This is a genomic window from Propioniciclava sp. MC1595, from assembly GCF_017569205.1.
In the GTDB taxonomy this organism is placed as follows: Bacteria; Actinomycetota; Actinomycetes; order Propionibacteriales; family Propionibacteriaceae; genus Propioniciclava.
In genome coordinates, this window is the sequence record NZ_CP071870.1 from 34,696 (window position 1) to 51,759 (window position 17,064).

A 17,064-nucleotide genomic window follows, 5' to 3' on the forward strand; every position below is an offset into this window, starting at 1 on the left:
GGCCCTCCCCTTCGGCTGGCCCCGAACACCACGCGAAGGAACCATGCTCATCACCCAGATCCAAGGGAACGTGCACGAACGGCCGCTGCCCGAGGGAACCCATGTCGAGACCATCACGGTCCCCAGTTCACAGCTGGTCAAGCGCATCCAGCGGCTGCGCACCGACCACGACAACGAGGTGGGCGTCCGCCTGCCTACCGGGGCGCCGGACCTGCGCGATGGCGACATCCTCTCCCACGACGGGCACAATGCGATCGTGCTGAAGGTCGAGGCGTCCGACGTGCTGGTCATCAAGGCCCGCACGATTCTGGAGATGGCGATCGTGGCCCACACGCTGGGCAACCGCCACCTGCAGGCGCAGTTCTTCGGCGCCGACTCCGAGTACGGAGCCGAGGTCATGGTCGTCCAGTACGACCACACCGTCGAGGCCTACCTCGAGCACGTCGGGGTGCCATTCGAGCGACAGGATCGGGTCATGCCCGTCCCGTTCCGGCACAGTGAGCACACCCATTGAGACCCCTCGCCCTGCTGCTCCAGCTGAGTGACTCCGCCCTGCCCACGGGCGGGTTCAGCCACTCGTTCGGCTTCGAGCAGTACATCTCCCGCGGCGAGATCCGCGACGCCGCCACGTTCTCGGCGTGGCTGCGCGTCTACACCGCCAACCAGCTGACCCACACGGACGCCTTGGCCATGCGTCTGTTCTACGAAGGGTTGCCCGAGGCCGACCTGGCCGACCGGGTGGTCGCCAGCACCCTGCCCGCCCAGCTGCGGGCGGCCGACGTGGCCATGGCCAAGCGGCTGCGCACCATCGGCGCCGACGCGTTGGGCGTCCCGCGCGCGGAGACCGAGTTGGCGCACCCGGCGATCGAGTTCGCCCGCATCGCGCAGCATTTCGACGTGCCCTGCGAGGACGCCATCGTCGGGCACCTGAGCGCCACGGTGAACACCCTCACGCAGAACGCGGTGCGGGGGATCCCGATCGGCCAGTCCGACGGGCAACGGGTCGTCACGGCGGCCCACGCCTGGGTCGAGAACGCCTGCCGGCGGGTGTGGACACTGGAGGAGGGCGACCTCGGCATGGTCGCCCCCGGGCTCGAGGTGGCCCAGATGCAGCACGAGCGCCTGCGGGCGCGCATGTTCATGAGTTAGGAGAGAAAGCGTGACCCAGGACGGACCCATCCGCATCGGCATCGGCGGCCCCGTCGGTGCCGGCAAGACCCAGCTGATCGAACGCATCACCCGTCGCATGTCCGACAGGGTGTCGATGGCGGCGATCACCAACGACATCTACACGATCGAGGACGCCAAGATCCTCGCCGCCACGAGCGTGCTGCCCGAAGACCGCATCATCGGCGTCGAGACCGGCGGCTGCCCGCACACCGCCGTCCGCGAGGACACCTCGATGAACGACGCCGCCGTCGAGGAGATGATGCGCCGCCACCCCGACCTCGAGGTGCTGTTCATCGAGTCGGGCGGCGACAACCTGTCGGCCACGTTCAGCCCCGAGCTGGTGGACTTCTCGATCTACGTCATCGACGTGGCGCAGGGGGAGAAGATCCCGCGCAAGGCCGGGCACGGCATGATCAAGTCGGACCTGCTGGTGATCAACAAGACCGACCTGGCGCCCTACGTCGGGGCCAGCCTCGAGGTCATGAGGGAGGACACCCTCAAGGTGCGCGGGAAGAACCCGTTCGTCTTCACGAACCTGAAGACCGACGAGGGGCTCGACGAGGTCGAGGCCTGGTTCGACCACGCGGTGCTGATGAACGACCTGGCATGAGTTCGGCCCTGGGGTTCAGCCCGGCCGCGTCCGGGCGGGCAGCGTACGCGGGGACGATGAACCTGTCCGTGGGGCGGTCCGGCGACCGTTCCCGGCCTGTGCGGACCGAGAGCGCCGGCGTCCTGCGGTTGATGAAGCCGCTCCACCTGGACGACTCGGGGCAGGTCGCCTACTTCGTCGTGAACCCGGGCGGTGCCTACTTCAGCGAGGCCTGCCGGATGGACGTCGAGGTGTTGCCCGGCGCCAGCCTGCTGCTGTCCTCGCAGGGCGCCACCCGCATCTACCGGACGCCCCGCGGCCCGGCCGTGCAGGAAGCCGCCTTCACGGTGGGGGAGGGCGCTCGGCTGGAGTACGTCCCCGACCAGCTCATCGCCTACCGGGACGCCGACTACCGCCAGGTGACCACGATCACGATGGCGGCCGGCGCGCAGGTGTTCGTGGAGGAGATCGTCACCCCCGGCTGGGACCCCGACGGGACCCCCTTCACCTACACCGGCATGCTGTTGCGCCTGGAGGTCCGCCATGCCGACGGCGGCCTCGTGTGCGCCGACAACGTGCGGATCGTGCCCGGCGACATCGGGGCGGCCATCGACGGCATCGGCTACCTGGAGGGCTCCTCCCACATGGGCAACGTGCTGATCCTCGGCCAGCACGTCGACGAGGCCTACGTGGATGCCGTGCGGGAGCTGGTGGACGCGTCCGGCTTGGCGCGGGCGGGGGTGACGTCCGGTGCGCGCCACGGGATCCCGTGGGTCATGGTGCGTGCGTTGGCGTCCTCGACCGACGTCCTCAGCGCCCTGGTGCTGTCCGTCAACGAGCACGACCGGTCGGTCACGACCGGGCAGCGCCGCCTGAACCTGCGTCGGTACTGACCCAGCTCACCGGGTGCCGCGCACAGCGTCGGTCAGGTCCAGCGAGCGGGTGGCCAACCTCCGGGTCAGCGCTGGTGAGTGCGAGACGAAGACCAGCCCGAGGTTGCGGCGCTCGGCCTCAGCCAGCAGGAACCCCCAGATGCGCGCCTGGGTGACGGCGTCCAGCATCGTGGTGATCTCGTCGGCGATGAGGTACGCCGGGTTGGCCGTCAACGCCCGGGCGATGCAGAAGCGCTGCATCTCGCCCCCGGACAACTCATGCGGATGCCGGGTCAGCCACTTCTTCTGGATCCCCAACGCGTCGAGCACCCGCCCCTCAGGCTCGCCGGCCTCGGCGAGACTGCTCGCCATCCGCAACCGCGGGTCGAGCACACGCTCGGGATGTTGGTTGATCAGCTGCACCGGGCAGACACCCCGCTCGGGCAGCGGCACCCCGTCGATCAGCACCTGCCCGGCCCGGGGCCGCTCGTAGCCCGCCAGTAGCCGGCACAGGGTCGTCTTCCCGAACCCGGACGGCGCGCGCAGCGCCAGCCGCTCCCCCGGCGACACGCTCAGGCTGAGCCCTTCGAACACCGGCCGGCTCGCTCCTGCGTGCCGGAACCCGAGATCACGTGCCTGGAGCATCGCGCCCCTCCTCCTGCGACGCCCCGGGCTCAGAGGCCCCCTCGGCCACGACGAAGTCGTGCTCGGGCAGCGCATGCCACAGCGCCCGCGAGAACGGATGCCGCAGCAGCTCGGGGCGCGCGAAGCGGCTCACCGGCACCTCTTCGACGACAGCGCCGTCCTGGAAGACCGCCACCCGGTCGGCCACCTGCAGGGCCAACTCGATGTCGTGGGTGATCAGCAGAACCCCACCGCCCGCGTCGGCGAAGTCGCGGAAGTCGCCGAGCGCCTGCACCGCCAGTTCGAGGTCGAGGCCGGGCGTCGGCTCGTCGGCGATGATGACCCGCGGGTCGTCCATCAGCGCGCAACACAGCAGGACGCGCCGCGCCATCCCGCCCGACAACTGGTGCGGGTACAGCCGCGCCACGTCGGCGTCCAGGCCGTAGCGGGCGAACAGCTCCCGCTGGAGGAGCCTCCGGCGCTGGGCGTCCGCGCGGTCAGTGGCAGCACCCTGCACCTGCCGACCGACCTTCATCGTGGGGTCCAGGTACGCGATGCTCTGGGGCACCAGCGACAGCCCGTTGCCCCGTAGGCGGCGCAAGCCCGCGGCGTCCTGCAGTTCGCCGTCGACCCAGATCCGGCCCCGGACGAGTGCGTTCGGCTCGTAGAAGCCCATGATCGCGTCCGCCAGCAGGGTCTTTCCCGCACCGGACGCCCCCACCACCGCCACCACCTCGGCCGCGTGCACCGAGATGTTCAGGCCCTCGATGGTGGGGAACATCTGCTGGCGCGCCGCGAAGAACGACGCCCCGGGGTCGTACATGCGAAATCCGATCGACAGGTCTTCGACCTGCAGCAGGTGGTGTCCGGCGACATGGCGGCTGGCCGACGCGTGCGTGTGCCCGTGGTGGTCCTGGGCCGCGTCGTGGGCGTCGAATGCGTGGCGAGTGCGGTCCATGGCGTCAGTCCTGCGCACTGGAGGGGTCGACGATGCGGCGCAGACGCGTGCCCACCAGGTCGAACGACACCACCACCAGCACCAGCGCCACGCCCGGGAAGATCGCCAGCCACCACAGTCCGGCCGACAGGTACTTCATCGCCTCCGACAAGATGATGCCGATCGCCGGCTGCTCGGGCGGCAACCCGAACCCGAGGAAGGTGACGGCCGCCTCGTGCAGGATCGCGTGCGGGAAGAGCAGCGCCAGGCCGACCAGGAACTGCGGCAGGACATAGGGCAGCACATGCTGTACCGCGATCTGCACGCGGCTGCGGCCCAGCTTCTGCGCGACCTCGACGAAGCCGGCCTCCCGGCACTGCAGCACCTCGGCTCGCACCACGCGGGCCAGGCTCGGCCAGTGGGTCACGGCGATGCCGACAGTCACCCCCCAATACCCCTTGCCCAGCGCGAACGAGATCAAGATGAGCAGCACGATGTGCGGCACCCCCAGCACCAGGTCGATCAGCCAGGTGATGGCCGCGTCCACGCGCCGCCCGCCCAGCGCGGACGCCGTGCCGAGCGTCAGGGCGATCAGCGCCGACACGGTGGCCGCCAGGAGCCCGACCCGGATGCTGGTGGCCAGACCGGCGAGGGTGCGCCAGAACATGTCCCTGCCCATCCAGTCGGTGCCGAACAGGCGCCCCGGGCCGGGAGGCAGGTTCTTGGCCAGGAAGTCGGTCCGGGTGGCCGCGTCCTCGAACGCGCTACCCGTCAGCAACACCGCGACGAGCACGGCCGCGGCCACCACCAACGTCACGACGGTCGCCCGGCGGTTGGCGAACCGGACGCGTCCTGGCTCGTGCAGCAGCGGTGACAGTGATTCGGCAGCGCTCATGATCGTTGCGCTCGCAGAATCCGGGGGTCGACCGCGGCGTAGAGAGTGTTGGCGACGACGTTCCCGGTGAAGACGAACGCGGCCGAGAACAGCGCGATTCCGGCCAACAGGGCGACGTCGCTGCCCAGCCCCGCCGTGATGGCTGCCTGGCCGAGCCCCGGATACGAGAAGACCTGCTCGACCAGCACCGACCCGCCGAAGATCTCGGCCAGGGACGCGAACTGCAGCGTCAACGCCGGCAGCGCGATGTTGCGCAGCCCATGGCGGCGCAGAACCGTGCGCATCCCCTGCCCGCGGGACAGCGCGAATTTCACGAAATCGGATTGGAGCACGTCGATCGTCTTCTCGCGCGTGTGCAGTGCGATGTTCGACACCCCGATCACCGACAGCGTCAACGCGGGCAGCGCCAGATGGCGCAGGGAGTCGGCCAGGGTCACGTCGGCGGCGGACTTCCCGATCGGAACCGAGAACCCCATCGGGAACCAGCCCAGCTGCACCGCGAACACCGTCAGCACCAGCAGCCCCAGCCAGAAGGTCGGCGTCGAGGCCAGTACGAAGCAGTACCCCTTGATCAGCCGATCAACCCAGCCATCCCGCCGGACACCGGCGACCACTCCCAGAACGGCCCCGATCACTCCGCTGGCCACCCAGGCGATCCCCAGGAGGGCCAGTGAGTTGATGGCGCGCTGCGCGATGACCTGCCCGACCGGAGCGTTGAAGCGTAGCGACGTCCCCAGATCACCGCGCAGCAGCGCGGCGGCCCAGTTGAGGTAGCGCTCCGCCAGCGGTGCGTCCGCGCCCCAATAGGACGCCAACTGTGCGCGTTTGGCCCCGCTCATCCCGACGTAGGCGGCCTGCCCCACGTTGGCCTGCACCGGATCGATCGGTGAGGCGCTCACCAGTACGAACACCACTACGCTCACCGCGGCCATGAGCAGCGCCAACTTGGCAAGGGTGCGAAAAGCGAAGCCGATCCACCGCTCCACGGCTCACCCCCCGTCCCGGTCAGAGCCTCGACGGGCTAGACGTCCCACTGGTCGACGTTGTTCACCAGCGACCACCCGTGCCCGTGCGGGTGCGGCTTCTGCTGGGCGATCGTGATGCCGTCGCGCTGGAAGTACAGGTGGTCGATGTTCGCCAGCCACACCCAGGTGGACGCCCCCTGGGGCGCCACGCCGGTCTGCGTCGCCTCGTCCCACTGGGCCTTGCGATACGGCTCGTAGGAGTTCTCGACGGTGCGTGCGGCGCGGGCCTGGTCGAGGTGAGCGTCGATCTCAGCGTTGTCGTAGCAGGCGTAGTTGCCCCAGCCCTTCGAATGGGTCAGTTGGTAGAGCTCGACCGGCGAGTTCGACCCCCACCCCCACAGCACGGGCGAGCTGTACTGGTTGGGGTAGATGTCGTCCCAACTCGCGCCCTTCGGACTGACCTCGATGCCGATCTGACGCATCTGGTCGGCGAAGTCGGCGGCCAGCGCCTGTCGTACCGAATCGGAGGACGCGTAGTACAGGTCGAACGCAGCCCGGAGGCCGTCCTTCGTCATGATCCCGTCGCTCCCGACCGTCCAGCCGCCGTCGGCCAGCACCTGCCGGGCGCGTTCAATGTTGCTGCTGACCTTCATGTCTGCGGACGCCCACGGCAGCGCGTCGCCCACGCTATGCGCCGCCGTGCCGTGGCCGTTGAGCACGTGCTCGATCATGCGATCGCGATCGACCGCGCTGTTCATCGCTTGGCGCAGCGCCAGATCGCTGGTGACGTTGTTGCCCGCCGGGTAGCTCTCCTTGGTCGCGCCGGCCGGGATGGACGGCAGCGAGATGCCGCGCGAGTCGACGGTCTTCGCGCTGAATAAGGAGAACCCCGCCGGAACCTGGCCGGCGAGCGTCGCCGACGTGTAGGCGACATCGACCTGGCCCGCCGCGGCGGCCGCCAGGGAGGCGTCCTCGGACATGAACAGCACCACCACGCGACCGACCTTGGGGGCGGGGCCGTAGTAGTCGGGGTTCGCGGTCAGGATGACCTGCTGGCCCCTGTCCCACTGTTCGAGGCGGTAGCGGCCCGAACCGATGGGGTTGCTGCCGTAGTCCTGGTCGTACGCGTGGGCGGGCACGATGCCCACAACCGCGAGCGTGTAGAGGATCGTGTTGTCGGGATGCGTCATGTGCAGTACCACCGTCGAGTCGTCGGACGCCACCGCCTCCCTGATCGACGACAGGTCGGCCTGGGCCGCCTCCGAATTGATGATGCCGTTGATCGTGAAGGCGACGTCCTTCGCGGTCAGCTTCTCGCCGTCGGTGAACCGGACGCCGTCGCGGAGGGTGAACGTCCACGCCATGCCGTCGGCCGAAACCTCGTACCCCGTCGCCAGGTCGTTGACGAACCCGAGCTCGAGGTCGGTGTTGATCAGCGTCGATTGAATCAGCGGCTCGTGGACGTGTTCACCGCAGCCCCACGAGAACAGCGGGTCGAAGCCCGCCTCCGGTTCCGAATTGACGGTCATGGTCACGACGACCTGCTTCACCCCCGCACCGGGCGAGGCCGCGGCGCTGCCGGTCGCAGCCTGCTGGGTGCCGTCGGACGTGCAGGCGCTCACCAACCCACCGAAGCTCAGGGCGGCAGCGCTGGCACCTAGTTTGACGAACGTACGCCGCGAGATGACCTCCATAGCCCTGACCTCCTGAAGAGTCGCCCGGGTAGGATGGGAAGCAGTTCCCATCGCCGCAATCTACCCATGAGGACATATGTCTTATCAGACATATGACGTGCTGGGAGCGTAGCACGGCGCACCTGACCAGCGAGGGCTCCATGTCGAAGTTGAGCAAGCCAGTCGGCCCACCGGGCACCCTGGACGAGTGGGGCCACCGGTTTGAGCTGCTCGCAGATCCGACCCGGCTGCGCCTGCTGACCCACATGCACCTGCACCCCGGCTGCCCGGTCAACGAACTCTCCGAAGCGGCGGGCATCACCCAGACGGCGGCGTCCCAGGCGTTGCGGGTGCTGCGCGAGAAGAACTGGGTGCGCGCCACGCGCGACGGACGCCTGTCGCGCTACGAACTGATCGACGGCGGCGTCCACCACATCCTGCACTTCATGGGCCACCAGCACTGATTCGCGGGCGACCCGTGGCAACCCGGTCGCGAAACGGGCCACGTGGGCCGCCCCCCGATGGCCTCGTCCTTTGGCCCCGGCAGTCGCCGCCCACAGTCCCCGCTCGGCCCGACGGCCGACCCCCGCAAGGAGCCCCATGGGTGAGCCGACGCCCGCCCCGCCCTGGATGTCCGACGCCCCGCTCGCCGTCCCCGAAGCCGACGAACGTGAGACGTCCACCCGCGCCGCCCTCCGCAACCCCCGCCGCCTCAAGACCGAGGTGCTGGGTGGCTCGTGGTGGCGCGCAGGTTGGGCTCTTGTCGAGCTTCGTCATGGCCGTCACCATCGCCACCGTCATCCTCGCCGGCATTCTCCAGATCATCGCAGCCGCCCTCGGGGTGGCGAAACTGATGCGGTTCATCCCGCGCATGGTGATGGTCGGCTTCGTGAACGCCCTTGCCATCCTCATCTTCCTGGCGCGATCCCGCACCTGGTCGGCGTCCCGATGCTCGTCTACCCGCTGGTCGCCCTGGGCCTCGCGCGATCCTGGTCTTCCTACCCCGCGGGACGACCATCGTCCCCGCCCCACTCGTCACCATCATCGCCGTCACCGCCGGCGTCTGGATCACCGGCTGGGACCTCCCCGACGTCGCCGACCAGGACGAACTGCCCCGCTCGCTGCCTGAGCTGTTCATCCCCCAGGCGCCTCTCACGGTCGAGACCCTCCGGATCATCGGCCCCGTCGCCCTCGGCATGGCCCTGGTCGGCCTGCTCGAATCGCTCATGACCGCCAAGCTCGTGGACGGCATCACCGACACCCACTCCAACAAGACCCGCGAGAGCAGGGGCCAAGGCGTCGCCAACATCCTGTCCGGCTTCTTCGGCGGCATGGGCGGCTGCGCGAGGATCGGCCAGAGCATGATCAACCTGAAGGTCTCGGGCGCCCGCACGCGAATCTCCACGTTCCTCGCCGGCGCCTTCCTGCTGGCGCTCGTCGTGGGGGCCGGCGACGCGGTGGGCATGATCCCGATGGCCGTCCTGGTCGCGGTCATGATCATGGTGTCGGTCGCCACGATCGACTGGCACAGCATCCACCCCGCGACCCTGCGCCGCATGCCGCTGAGCGAGAAACCTGGTCATGCTGCTCACCGTGGGCGTCACGGTCGCCACCGGGAACCTCGCCTACGGAGTCATCGTCGGCGTCAACGCCGTGATCATCGTGTTCGCGCGCCGGGTCGCGCGCTTCGCGTCCATCGAACCGCTGTCGGACGCCGACGCCACGGCCGGGGTGCGCACGTACAAGGTGCGCGGCGAGATGTTCTTCGCCACCAGCAACGATCTGGTCTACCAGTTCGACTACTTGGGCGACCCGGATCGGCTCGTCATCGACTTCTCCGACAGCCACATCTGGGACGCCTCTACCGTCGCCGCCCTGGACGCCGTGCGCCACCAAGTACGCCAAGCTCGGCAAGTCCGTGGAGATCGTGGGCGTGAACGAGTCGTCCGCCGCCCGCCACGAGCTGCTCTCCGGCCGCCTCGGCGAGACGGAAGGATGACGAGGCCCCGCCCGGCATCCCGGGCGGGGCCTGCTTGCCACGGCGATGCGGAAGATCGCCTTGAGCAGCGAGTAGGCGTGGGTGCGCATGGTCGGCGCCTCGGGACGGGAGTGGAACCAGCGCTCCACGTCGGCGGTGGTGATCGAGGTCAGGGGCAGGTCGTGGAACGGTGCGAACCAGCGCTCGTGGATGTCGAGGTAGTGCTCCTTGGAGCGGTCCTTCAGGGGGCGCCCGCGGACCAGCCGTTTGTCGATCCATTCCCGGGCAAACCCGTCGAAGGTGATCGCTTCGGCCTCGGCCAGCTTGCGGCGCACGGCCGGCGGCGTCCACTCGCCTCGCTCGATCAGCCCCAGTTCTTGGCCTAGCCATGTCTGAGCGCGGACTTCGTTGCTGAAGGTAATGCTGGCGGTATGATGTTTCCTATCGGGCCCGGTGTAGCGCACGGCGAATCGATTGCCGGTCTTCAGAACCGATCCGAACGAACGAAAGCGCGTGCCCTTGGCTGGCCCATGGTGGCGTTTCTCGGAGCTCGGGCTCGATCTTTCTTCCCCGATCCTGTGTATCTTCAGTGTATCTTCGCGGCTCGATTCGGCGCCGCGCGCCTTCTTCGTCACCTGCCTGATACTAGGCCGAAGAGCAGTGAAACACCTAGTGGATGCCTGATTGGCCCGAAGTGTCACGGGTCGGCCATCAAGGCCGTTTGGGTCAATGGTCAATTTCAAGTCCAGTTAGGCCCACCACGAAAAACCCCCTCCCACCAGGGCAGGGGGTTATTGCTTGCCCACTCCCGCGGATTTCGTGCCCCACACGTGCCCGATTGTGTCGATTACACCTCGATCAGGCGTGGCGTGCGTGGAGCACTCGAACGAAGTCATCGGCGGTCCGTACGAGCCATTGCACCAGTAGGTCAGCCTGTCCCGGGTCCCGGAAGTCGCCGGGACGCTCACGAATGATGCGGCTGGCCTTCTTCTCCGGTTGCTCCCGCCACTCCACGGCGTAGCCGAGGTCGCGCTCGATTTCCTGCCTTTGGTTGTGCAGCGCGTGGAACTGGTCCTTGCCTCCTTCGATGTACGCCTCCACGTAGACCCTTGGCTTCGTGGTGTTGACGATGAGGTTCACCCCTGGGGTGACCCCAGCGGGGTGAACGGGGTACCAGTGTCGGCGTCCTGGCGATCGGTGGAAGGAAGCGTGCGTGGCATGTTGGCGGCCCCACTGCTGCACCGACGTCCAAAACGCGGCCTGCTGGACGCCCAGGGCCCCAGGATCTGTGGTTGTCTTCCGTGCCTGCCGACGGCGGCGCCGCCTCAGAGTGGACGCATCGATGTCCAGCCCCATTCCGGCCGCCAGTTCGACGGCGTCCATGAACTGCTCCGGGTCGGCACGACCCGCCACGTCGACGTGGACCCCCTCCGCACGGAGCAGGTCACGAGGGTCATCTGTGCGGTGCTGGTCGGTCCAGCGGAATTGGGCAGACAGGGTCCCGCCAGCGTTCAGCACACGCCACGGGTTCGGCATCGGGTGGTTCGCGATCGCCTGCCCCACCGGGACGGGGTGACTGCCGACCACGACCGCTACTTCGCCATAGGTGGTCCACCGGCCGGAGGGGAGCCCGGCCAGCACAGTGGCGACGTCCACACGCAGTTCCGATTCCCGGTCACGGACCCCCACGAGTTTCTCGTTGGGGCCGGGCCACAGGTCGATGATGCGCTCCGCCAGTGCCTGCCCGCGGTCGGTGATCTCGCTGGCACCCCACGTCGGGTGCTCCGCGATCGTCTGGTTCATCCGCACGCCGCTTTCGGCCAGCATCGTGCGTTTCTGAGAGAACGGCCGGTTGCTCAGCTCGCTGTTGTACCCGGTCAGCGTGAGATTCCCCAGCGTGTGGACGAGACGCTCGTGCTCGAACGCCACCTCCGCCTCCGCAGGCAAGGTTGCGCCGAACTCGGTGCGCACGGCGTCCGTCAGGGTTTGCGGCAACACGTGCTCGATCGTGAGCTGCCTGGCATCGACCGGCTCCTTCGGACGCAGGGACTCCTCGAGCCACAGCAGGATGAGCTTCTTCTGGGACGCCCGCCCCTGCCAGTAGAACGGAACGGCTGTCACGGACTCTCGCACCTGGGCGTCCGTCGCGAAGTGCTTGCGCCCCTCCGACAGGTAATCCCGCAACGCCACCTCCACGTCGGACGCCTCAGCGATGGCACCGACCGCCTGCAAGAGCGTCCGGTTCAACCCGGCAGTCGCCCGGCCGATCACAATCCTGCGAACGAAGTATGACTCCAAGCACGCGAGGGCAGCGATGGCCTTGTCGTCCGAAACGCGTCCAGCCGTTCGCTGCGCCAACACCTGCATCACGATTGGGTACGCGGTCGTGGACCCCCAGGCCCGGATGCGTTCAAGCCGCTTCCGCAGGGTGACGTTCTGCTCGCGTTGCGGCTTGAGGATGGTGGCCAGCACTTCGCCTAGCTTGGCGATCCGTTGGATCTCGGCCTCGACGTCGGCCGCTGTGGTCAGCGTGTCGAAGCGGCGTTGCTGCCCTAGGTACGTGTCGGACTGCTTGGCCTTCTCGTCGCTCTGCACCAGGTCGAGCCAGAACAACAGCTCCAGGTTCTCCGAACCGAGCTTGTCCTCCAGCGGACGCCACAGCGCCTCGTACACCTCCTCCGCACGATCACCCAGCCGCATGAACAGGTGGTTCTTCAGCAGGTCCGATTGGGTGAGGCGCAATCCGGTGTTGTTGAGCGACTCGAAGATCCTGTGCGCGTTGTCGCCCGCCTCCGCCGTCACCGCCACCAGCGCGAGTCCACGGAGCACGGCGTTCTCGATAGCCGCGATGTCGTGGGGATCCTCGGGGTCGTCGACCTCGGCCAGCTTCACACGGAAGCGCCGGTACGCCGCACCCACGGCGTCCTCGCCACCTGCCTCCGCGCTCGCACGCACGATCGCCAGGTACGCCGATCGGTCGGCCTGCGTCGGCACCAGCTTGGGAGGCTTGCCCGCGTCGTACGTGTTCACGAGGTACTGGGCATCGATCCGGTCGCGGTGTTCCTGGCCGTCGGACTCGGCCAGGTGGTCGCGGATCGCGGCCAACAGGATCGACAAGGTGGTGAGCCGCTGCTGACCGTCGACGACCAGGAACTTGTGGACGCCGACCACGCCGTTGTCAGGACTCGCCGCCAGTACCAGCGACCCGATGAAGTGGGTGGGGGTACCCCCGGCCCGACGCGCCTCGGCAATCTCCATCAGGTCATCCCACAACTGGTCGATCTGCTTGGGCCCCCACGAGTACACGCGCTGATACAGCGGCACCTGGTACTGCCGCTTGCCCTCGAGGATGCCCTCGAGGTTGGTCTCGTTCGCCTTCACCATGCCACTCCTCCGTAATCTGCGTTCATCCTGCCCTGTCGAGCAGGCAGGCGAAGGGAGCATCCCCGGGGCCGGTCAGTACTCGCTGCCGCGTTAGTCAAGGCCCGCTGTCGACACCTGGCCGGCCGGGAGTCGAGGCCGGACGGCTCATGGGGCCGGGTCGTGGTCGGCCGGGACGCGGAGGCGGTCGAGGTGCTCAAGGCCGCCCGGTTGCTGGAGCAGGCTTACGCGTCCGAGGAGCCTACTCCCGCCCGCGGGACGGCTCGGGGGACGTGATCGCCCACTCACACAGGAAGCGGGTGACCTCGGAGGGGGTGAAGCACGCGCCGCGCGCCTTCCGCAGCTCAGCGGAATCGCCAGCCAACTCCATCGTCACATCACCCTCCCGAAGTCCACCCTACCGACGAGAGACTCCACCGCTGGTCTGACAATCCGTGAGGAGGGCCTCTGATGACCAACCCGCTGGCGGGCGGTCCCGAGGACGCCCCCCGGAAGCCCGATGACCCACAGCCCTCACCTCATGGTCGTGATCTCACTCAACTGCCCATGTGGGGACGTCGACCTCGCGAGGTGCGTGACCTCGCGGACATGCCGATGTGGCTCTTCATACCTGCGGTGGGTGGGGGGCCGACACGCCGAGTGAGGCTGGTTTGCTGAGGTAGGGGTCGGGGCCCTCAGGATCAGGAGTTACCAAGCTTCTTATCCACCGAGGACCCCGACTGTGTCTGAGCCTACGGCGTGTGCTGCGCGCTGCCCCCATGACGACGCCTACTGCGACAACTGTGACCGTCTCGTCGGCCTGCCCGGCGTGCACGTCATCGATGTGGACCGACGACCTGCCGGGCTGGTGGTCGAGGTCGAGTCCCCACCAGCGGTGATGGGCTGCCCGACCTGCGGGGTGGTGGCCCGCAGCCATGGCCGACGGACGGTCACCTTGGTCGACATCCCCTGCTTCGGCGCCCCGACACGCGTGCGTTGGCGCAAACGCACGTGGACGTGTCCCGAGCCGTCCTGTCCGGTAGGGGTGTTCACCGAGCAGGACACCGGGATCGCCAACCCGCGGGCGATGCTGACCACCCGGGCGTGCCGCTGGGCGACCGAACAGGTCCGACGCGAGCATGCCAGCATCGCCGGACTGGCTCGGCAGTTGGCCACGACGTGGCGGACCGTGTGGAGGAGCATCGAGCCGATCCTCGCCCGCGCCGCCGCCGACGAGTCCCGCTTCACTGGGGTTACCACCCTCGGGGTGGATGAGCACCTGGTGCGCCACGAGGCGCTGTTGTTTCGGATGGAGGTGAGAGACCTGCATCGCCCCGCTGTCGTAGCAGTGGGGTGAAGCTGGCGGCAGCCTGACTTCGGGGAACGCCGGGGTTGGGTGGGAGCAGCCGCGACAAAGTCAGGACGGTCCAGCACTACCGGATGGGCCGGGTCTGGTGAGCAAGACGGGAAGGTGTACGAGAGGAACCGGTGTCGTAAAGCCTCTTGATCGTCGACCAGCTCGAACCCGGTGGATGCGGGCTGGAGTGCGGTGCGTAACCGCCGTGGGGGTCGTCAGCCAGACGGCCGTCGGGGTGGGGAACTGTCGGAACGGTGAATGTGTCGGGTCCGGCAGGTTGTGGTGAAGGTCTACGGCGTAGCCACGACGATGCCGCAGGGGCAAAGCCGGGCGCCTCGCCCGTCAACCGAACAGCAGTGAACGTGGGAACCCTCCGCACTCCGTTCCCCACCACCTTGGTGGGGATAGGCGCGTTGCCGGCCGAAGGGTGTGGGTGGGGGCGGAGCCGTCGTAGTACTCCGAGGTCGGGAAAGCCGACCGCATGGGAAAGGGCGGCAGCGAGAGGAAGCAGGAAGGAACTGTGATGTCCGAAGACGCACCGGTGAATACCGGTGCCACTGGGTGGCCGAGCGATGCTCGCGCCTTTCTGGCGGTACGGAGGATGCAGACCAAACTGCATGGTTGGGCGGCCGCGGATCGCGGCCGCCGGTTTGATGATCTGTACAACCTGGTCTGTGACCCGGCGTTTCTGACGATGGCGTGGGAACGCGTCGCTGGGAACAAGGGGGCACGGACACCGGGGGTGGACCGGGCCACGGTGGCCCACGTTACCTCCGGGATGGGGGTCGAGGCGTTCCTGCGGCAGGTACGGGACGAGTTGAAGTCCCGGACCTTCCAGCCGGTGCCGGTGCGGCAGGTGATGATCCCGAAGGCCAGCGGCAAGCTGCGCAAGTTGGGCATCCCCACCGTCACCGACCGGGTGGTGCAGGCCGCCTTGAAGCTGGTACTGGAACCTATTTTCGAGGCGGACTTCCAACCGTGCTCGTACGGGTTCCGCCCGAACCGGCGCGCTGCTGACGCGATCGCCGAGATCCACCACTTCACCAGCAAACGGTATGAGTGGGTGTTGGAGGCCGACATTGAGGCGTGTTTCGACATGATCGACCACACCGCGTTGATGGACCGCCTGCGAGCGAGGGTTTCGGACAAGCGTGTGCTGGCGTTGGTGAAGGCGTTCCTGAAGGCGGGGGTGCTCACCACGGTGGGTACCACCGAGGGAACGGTGACCGGCACCCCGCAGGGCGGAATCTTGTCCCCGTTGCTGGCCAACATCGCTTTGTCCGTGTTGGACGACGAGTTCGCACGTCGCTGGACCCAGGAGATGGGAACGGCGAACCAGCGGAACCGGCGCCGCTATCACGGCGAGGCGACCTACCGGCTCATCCGGTACGCCGACGACTTCGTGATCGTGGTCAAAGGCGAACGATCTGATGCCGATCAGTTGCGCGAGGAGGTGGCAGTCGTGTTGGTCCCGATGGGGCTGCGACTGTCGCCGGACAAGACCCGAGTGGTCCACATCGACGACGGGTTCGACTTCCTCGGCTTCCACATCCGACGGATGCGGAAACGCGGGAGCCACAAGTCGTTTGTGTACACCAAGCCGTCGACGAAGGCGATCGCCTCGATCAAGGCACGGGTGAAGGCCATGACGTACAGAGCAACCCTGCACCGCGACCCGGGCTACCTGATGGCCTACCTGGGTCGAGTGTTGCGTGGGTGGGCGAACTACTTCCGGCACGCGGTGGCCAAACGAGCCTTCAACGCGGTCGATTCCTACACGTGGGAACGGATCACGTCGTGGCTACGGAAGAAGCACCGTCGTATCGGATGGCCAGAGCTCCGGCGCAGGTACTGTCTGCCGGGCAGTTGGCGGCTCGCCCACGACGGGGTCAGGTTCAAGGGCGCAGCCAGCGTCCCCATCGTCCGGTACCGCTACCGCGGCTACCAGATCCCGACCCCGTGGACCCCATCGACCGTCGCAAGCTGACCAACCCCCTCACGTGGAGAGCCCGGTGCGGTGAAAGTCGCACGCCGGGTTCGGCGGGCGGGCTGTGGAAACCCACCACGGGTAACCGTGGCAGGGCGCCACAGCCCGACCCAACTGGCACCACGTGAGCCCCCGCAAGCGCGGCCCGAAGGAGTTGACCGGCATGGTCGATTTGACTCGTGACAAGGACGGACGCGTCCGAGCCCGGCTGCTCGACCTGGTGCCGGGCCGCTCCGGGACGGTGTACAAGACGTGGCTCGACCAACGCGGCAAGACGTTCAAGCAACGGGTGGAAGTCGCCACGTTGGATCCGTTCCATGGCTACAAGAACGCCATCGACGACAAACTCGCCGACGCCACCGCTGTGCTCGACGCCTTCCACGTGGTCGCCCTGGCCGGCCGGGCGGTCGACGAGGTCCGTCGCCGGGTGCAGCAGGAGATCCACGGCCACCGCGGCCGCTCCGGCGACCCGCTCTACGGGATCCGCAACATCCTGCGCTGCGGGGCCGAGCGGCTCACCGACAAACAACACGCACGCCTCGCGGCGGCGATCGCCGCCGATGAACGCCACGACGCCGTCCACATCGCCTGGCAGTGCGCCCAACGGGTTCGCGCCGCCTAGGGCGTGTCGCGTAACTGATTTGGGTGGTGGGGGTC

Annotated in this window: 15 protein-coding genes and 1 pseudogene; 10 read left to right on the forward strand and 6 right to left on the reverse strand. The window is 68.0% G+C overall.

The window, feature by feature from the left end; translation table 11 throughout:
• Positions 1-43 precede the first annotated feature (43 nt).
• Genes ureE through J4N02_RS00160 form a run of 4 tightly spaced genes read left to right on the forward strand, consistent with a single transcriptional unit; the run spans position 44 to position 2,652 of the window.
• On the forward strand, positions 44-514 hold the full coding sequence (gene ureE / locus J4N02_RS00145; protein ID WP_182817624.1) for an urease accessory protein UreE: 471 nt from the start codon (positions 44-46) through the stop codon (positions 512-514).
• Entirely contained in the window at positions 511-1,149 is a 639-nt protein-coding gene (locus J4N02_RS00150) for an urease accessory protein UreF (protein WP_188334197.1), read from the forward strand. The genes ureE and J4N02_RS00150 overlap by 4 nt, the downstream gene beginning before the upstream one ends.
• A 10-nt stretch (positions 1,150-1,159) precedes the next feature.
• Entirely contained in the window at positions 1,160-1,780 is a 621-nt protein-coding gene (gene ureG / locus J4N02_RS00155; protein ID WP_188334198.1) for an urease accessory protein UreG, read from the forward strand.
• A complete protein-coding gene (locus J4N02_RS00160; protein WP_188334199.1) occupies positions 1,777-2,652 on the forward strand; it encodes an urease accessory protein UreD in 876 nt (291 codons plus the stop codon). The genes ureG and J4N02_RS00160 overlap by 4 nt, the downstream gene beginning before the upstream one ends.
• Before the next feature lie 6 nt (positions 2,653-2,658).
• On the opposite strand, the gene J4N02_RS00165 is transcribed toward J4N02_RS00160, so the two are convergent.
• Genes J4N02_RS00165 through J4N02_RS00185 form a run of 5 tightly spaced genes read right to left on the reverse strand, consistent with a single transcriptional unit; the run spans position 2,659 to position 7,746 of the window.
• Positions 2,659-3,276 (reverse strand): ABC transporter ATP-binding protein, encoded by a 618-nt coding sequence (locus tag J4N02_RS00165; RefSeq protein ID WP_188334200.1) that lies wholly within the window; start codon positions 3,274-3,276, stop codon positions 2,659-2,661.
• The gene (locus J4N02_RS00170; protein ID WP_188334201.1) at positions 3,260-4,213 is read right to left on the reverse strand and encodes an ATP-binding cassette domain-containing protein; all 954 of its coding nucleotides are present in this window, start codon (positions 4,211-4,213) and stop codon (positions 3,260-3,262) included. Before J4N02_RS00170 ends, J4N02_RS00165 begins: the two co-directional genes overlap by 17 nt.
• 4 nt (positions 4,214-4,217) lie before the next feature.
• Positions 4,218-5,087, reverse strand: a complete 870-nt coding sequence (locus J4N02_RS00175; RefSeq protein WP_188334202.1) for an ABC transporter permease — start codon at positions 5,085-5,087, stop codon at positions 4,218-4,220.
• Complete coding sequence (locus tag J4N02_RS00180) at positions 5,084-6,073, reverse strand: ABC transporter permease (RefSeq protein ID WP_243760830.1); 990 nt, start codon at positions 6,071-6,073, stop codon at positions 5,084-5,086. The genes J4N02_RS00175 and J4N02_RS00180 overlap by 4 nt, the downstream gene beginning before the upstream one ends.
• Positions 6,074-6,108: 35 nt before the next feature.
• Positions 6,109-7,746, reverse strand: coding sequence for an ABC transporter substrate-binding protein (locus J4N02_RS00185; protein WP_188334203.1), 1,638 nt, complete (start codon positions 7,744-7,746; stop codon positions 6,109-6,111).
• Between the two features lie 140 nt (positions 7,747-7,886).
• On the opposite strand from J4N02_RS00185, the gene J4N02_RS00190 reads away from it, so the two are divergent.
• From J4N02_RS00190 to J4N02_RS17240, 3 genes and pseudogenes are all read left to right on the forward strand, one after another.
• Positions 7,887-8,189, forward strand: coding sequence for a helix-turn-helix transcriptional regulator (locus J4N02_RS00190; RefSeq protein WP_208091044.1), 303 nt, complete (start codon positions 7,887-7,889; stop codon positions 8,187-8,189).
• Positions 8,190-8,624: 435 nt separating this feature from the next.
• Positions 8,625-9,194 (forward strand): annotated as a pseudogene (locus J4N02_RS17235) (SulP family inorganic anion transporter); the annotation flags it as partial.
• Between the two features lie 289 nt (positions 9,195-9,483).
• The gene (locus J4N02_RS17240) at positions 9,484-10,089 is read left to right on the forward strand and encodes a hypothetical protein (protein WP_375539364.1); all 606 of its coding nucleotides are present in this window, start codon (positions 9,484-9,486) and stop codon (positions 10,087-10,089) included.
• Positions 10,090-10,561: 472 nt separating this feature from the next.
• On the opposite strand, the gene J4N02_RS00200 is transcribed toward J4N02_RS17240, so the two are convergent.
• Positions 10,562-13,084, reverse strand: coding sequence for a DUF4268 domain-containing protein (locus J4N02_RS00200; RefSeq protein ID WP_208091045.1), 2,523 nt, complete (start codon positions 13,082-13,084; stop codon positions 10,562-10,564).
• A 721-nt stretch (positions 13,085-13,805) separates the two neighbouring features.
• On the opposite strand from J4N02_RS00200, the gene J4N02_RS00205 reads away from it, so the two are divergent.
• The 3 genes from J4N02_RS00205 (at position 13,806) to J4N02_RS00215 (ending at position 17,029) form a co-directional block, all read left to right on the forward strand.
• Entirely contained in the window at positions 13,806-14,420 is a 615-nt protein-coding gene (locus J4N02_RS00205) for a helix-turn-helix domain-containing protein (RefSeq protein WP_188334206.1), read from the forward strand.
• Between the two features lie 523 nt (positions 14,421-14,943).
• Positions 14,944-16,407, forward strand: a complete 1,464-nt coding sequence (ltrA, locus tag J4N02_RS00210) for a group II intron reverse transcriptase/maturase (RefSeq protein ID WP_188334843.1) — start codon at positions 14,944-14,946, stop codon at positions 16,405-16,407.
• 124 nt (positions 16,408-16,531) lie between these two features.
• Complete coding sequence (locus J4N02_RS00215; protein ID WP_260519437.1) at positions 16,532-17,029, forward strand: transposase; 498 nt, start codon at positions 16,532-16,534, stop codon at positions 17,027-17,029.
• Positions 17,030-17,064: the final 35 nt, after the last annotated feature.

Coding starts and splice junctions, on each gene's coding strand:
- ltrA (WP_188334843.1), top strand. CDS start 14,944: ATGTCCGAAGACGCACCGGTGAATACCGGTGCCACTGGGTGGCCGAGC.
- ureE (WP_182817624.1), top strand. CDS start 44: ATGCTCATCACCCAGATCCAAGGGAACGTGCACGAACGGCCGCTGCCC.
- J4N02_RS00160 (WP_188334199.1), top strand. CDS start 1,777: ATGAGTTCGGCCCTGGGGTTCAGCCCGGCCGCGTCCGGGCGGGCAGCG.
- J4N02_RS00165 (WP_188334200.1), bottom strand. CDS start 3,276: ATGCTCCAGGCACGTGATCTCGGGTTCCGGCACGCAGGAGCGAGCCGG.
- J4N02_RS00170 (WP_188334201.1), bottom strand. CDS start 4,213: ATGGACCGCACTCGCCACGCATTCGACGCCCACGACGCGGCCCAGGAC.
- J4N02_RS00175 (WP_188334202.1), bottom strand. CDS start 5,087: ATGAGCGCTGCCGAATCACTGTCACCGCTGCTGCACGAGCCAGGACGC.
- J4N02_RS00190 (WP_208091044.1), top strand. CDS start 7,887: ATGTCGAAGTTGAGCAAGCCAGTCGGCCCACCGGGCACCCTGGACGAG.
- J4N02_RS17240 (WP_375539364.1), top strand. CDS start 9,484: ATGTTCTTCGCCACCAGCAACGATCTGGTCTACCAGTTCGACTACTTG.
- J4N02_RS00185 (WP_188334203.1), bottom strand. CDS start 7,746: ATGGAGGTCATCTCGCGGCGTACGTTCGTCAAACTAGGTGCCAGCGCT.